Source organism: Polaribacter sp. (assembly GCF_965656025.1).
Taxonomy (GTDB): Bacteria; Bacteroidota; Bacteroidia; order Flavobacteriales; family Flavobacteriaceae; genus Polaribacter.
Window position 1 is genome coordinate 1 of record NZ_CBFHJT010000028.1, and the last position, 2,870, is coordinate 2,870.

Annotated in this window: 3 protein-coding genes; 1 reads left to right on the top strand and 2 read right to left on the bottom strand. The window is 27.2% G+C overall.

Annotation, left to right across the window (positions count from 1 at the left end):
* The coding region (locus ACTG3S_RS07115) for a DUF4175 family protein (RefSeq protein ID WP_439128665.1) at positions 1-1,738 on the bottom strand (1,738 nt) is incomplete at its 3' end.
* A gap of 110 nt (positions 1,739-1,848) precedes the next feature.
* On the opposite strand from ACTG3S_RS07115, the gene ACTG3S_RS07120 reads away from it, so the two are divergent.
* Complete coding sequence (locus ACTG3S_RS07120; RefSeq protein WP_439128666.1) at positions 1,849-2,118, top strand: hypothetical protein; 270 nt, start codon at positions 1,849-1,851, stop codon at positions 2,116-2,118.
* Here ACTG3S_RS07120 and ACTG3S_RS07125 read toward each other — a convergent pair.
* Complete coding sequence (locus tag ACTG3S_RS07125) at positions 2,115-2,522, bottom strand: hypothetical protein (protein WP_439128667.1); 408 nt, start codon at positions 2,520-2,522, stop codon at positions 2,115-2,117. The genes ACTG3S_RS07120 and ACTG3S_RS07125 overlap by 4 nt on opposite strands.
* Positions 2,523-2,870 lie beyond the last annotated feature (348 nt).

Consider the following 2,870-nt stretch of genomic DNA (forward strand, 5'->3'; position numbering starts at 1 on the left):
CTTGTAAGTTTTTATTTTCTTCTTTCTTTTCGTCTAAATTTTGTTGCAACTTGTCTGTTTGACGTTGCATCATTTTTTTATAATTCTCTTGACGTTTGATAAATTTTTCTACTTTCTTTTTATCGTTCCAATTTATTTTTTTCTTGTTTTGTAAATCTTGTTGAATTTTATCTAACTCTTCTCTTTGCTTTTGTTGTTTTTGTATAGAATTTTCTAAACTATTAATTGTATTTCTTTGTTCTTGCAAAAGCTCCTCCTCTATTTCGTTATTTGTTTTTTGACGATAATTAAAAACTTTACTTTTTGTTTTTTTATTTCCATTTACAGCATCGTTATCAAACACTTCAAAATACATTTCATAATTGGTGCCATCCACTAAATTTAATCCTTCAGGAAATTGATAAAAAAAAGTTTGAACGTTGGCTTTAGAAATTGGTAGCACATAATTTTTTAGTTGATTAGGATTGGCTTCATCATAATACACAAGTTGTAATTTTTTTAATCCATAATCATCAGTAATTTGACCTGCAAACTGTGCTGAACCTCTAGAAATACTGTCTATATTAGATTGTACAGAAATTTCTGGAACTCCATCTTTTATTACATTTACAGAAAACTGTAGGTTCTCATAATCTTGTAAATTTTTATTGGATGATGATATTTGATAATCTAATGCCTTTCTAATTCGCTTGATAAATTCAAAATTATTTAGCTGTTTCTCTGTAAAATTGGCTCTTTTATTGTTATTTATAAATACAACTTCATCAGTTTGTTGAGTAGTTACCAACCAAGTTATTTTAGTGCCTTCTGGCACTATTAAATTACCTGAATTTTGTATAGTTTCGTTCTTTTTACCTACGTAATAAGGATATTGTAATTGCAAAGAAATGTTGTTAATTGTTGGGGTATTTATCACGTTGATTTTATAATTCTGAGACTGTACTCCATTCGCTTCTACAAAAAATGTAACAGGTTTTTGCACATCAGAAAACGTATGTGCAAAAGTGCCATTGCCATTATTTTGCAAATAATATTGTTGATTAATATAAATTATTTTTGCTTCTGAAGGTAAAACATTACCAACAGTTTCCAACGAAATTGTAATTGGTTTACCTTGTATAACTTGTAAGTTTTGGTTTATTAATTTAAAATAAAAGGGCGCTGGTGGTGCATAAGCTGTTCTATGGTTCACAACACGCTCTAAACTGTCTTTAAAAATAGTATTATTACCTGTAAATAAAACAATTAACCAAATTAAAACAGGCGCAATCGCATATTTTAAATACTTTCTATTTTGGGTAAAATCAACTGCTTTTACAAACGGAATGGGTTGTAATTCTTCTGATTTTTGATTGATACTTGCCAATAATAAGTCCGACTGATGAGCGTTTTCTTTCAGTTGCAAAACATTTAACAATTTGTCTTCTACTTCTGGAAAATGGGCACCAATAATTTTAGAAGATTCTTCTAAAGAGATTCCTTTTCTTAAACCTATCAACTTAAAAATTGGGATGGCAATAAAACGAATCAGCAGAAAAACCTCTACCAAAATAAATAACCAAAAAAGTAAAGTTCTTGCTGTGGGTTTTAACCACAAAAAATACTCTAAAAAGAGGGTGAAAATTAAATATAAAAATCCTAAAGAAAGAAATAAAATAACTCCTTTAATTAGTTCGTTTACGTAATATTTTCTAGTAAACTGATGTAGTTTTTTTTCTATGTTTTTAAATCCGCTCATAATCAACTAATAAAAATAGTATTTTTGAAAAGAAAAGTAACAAATAATTTGTTAAAAGACTTTGTAAGCATTTATACTCCTTACCTACTAAACTAAAATAAAACGATAATATGAAGAAGTTAATTACAATTCTATTTTTATTTTACACACTATTTATGGTTGCACAAAGCCCTTGGACCAAAGAAAAGGGCGATTTATTTATCAACTTATCTTACACCACAATCTCAGATTATGATCAAATATTTGGCAACCCAGACTATACAACATTTAGCAACATTTCGGATAGAACTTACCAAATTTATGGAGAGTATGGTTTTACAGACAAAACCTCTTTGGTTTTTAATCTACCCTTAAAATCTATAGCTATTCATACTTTTTAGAAAACGTCAATATTAAAAAACACATCTTGTTCATCATTAAACTCTTTACCAAACTTAATTTTATACCTATATTTTTTATTGTATAAATTTAGTAGAGACTGCATTTGTTCTTTTGATTTCTCATTATAGTGTAAACTATTCTTATAGAATTTATATTTATGAAGTGATTTCTTGATAAAAACAGAACCAATAATGAAAAATAAACCTACTACAATTATTAAATATTCTAAATGAGATCTTGAAAGTAAATATCTATCATTGATAAAAGATTTCCAATAAAAAAAACCACAAAAAACTATTATAAAACCTACAATGAGCGTAAAAATTACGTTTTTATATACTTTAGATTTGTTTCTTTTTAAATCTTCATATTCAATTAAAATTTCTTCTAATTTATATTTCAACTTTTTGTTAAAGTGAATTTTGGTACAAGTATTATTAAAGTATGGTTTATTTTTTGTCAACCCACAAATACTTCCTTCTTTCAAATTTAAAATTTGATGGTCGCATAATTCACAATGTTTTTTTAAGTCCATTTAAAAAACAAGATAGTAAAACTTATATGTTATTTGCAACCATCAAACAAAATTCTATCCTTTTTTTCTGCTTGCTAACTTCGCTCCTCTTTATATAAAAACTATCTTTGCACACGTAAAATGGAATCCTAAAAAAATAAAAAATGGAATCAAATGTTCGTGTTCGTTTTGCACCAAGTCCTACAGGACCTTTGCATATTGGTGGTGTAAGAACAG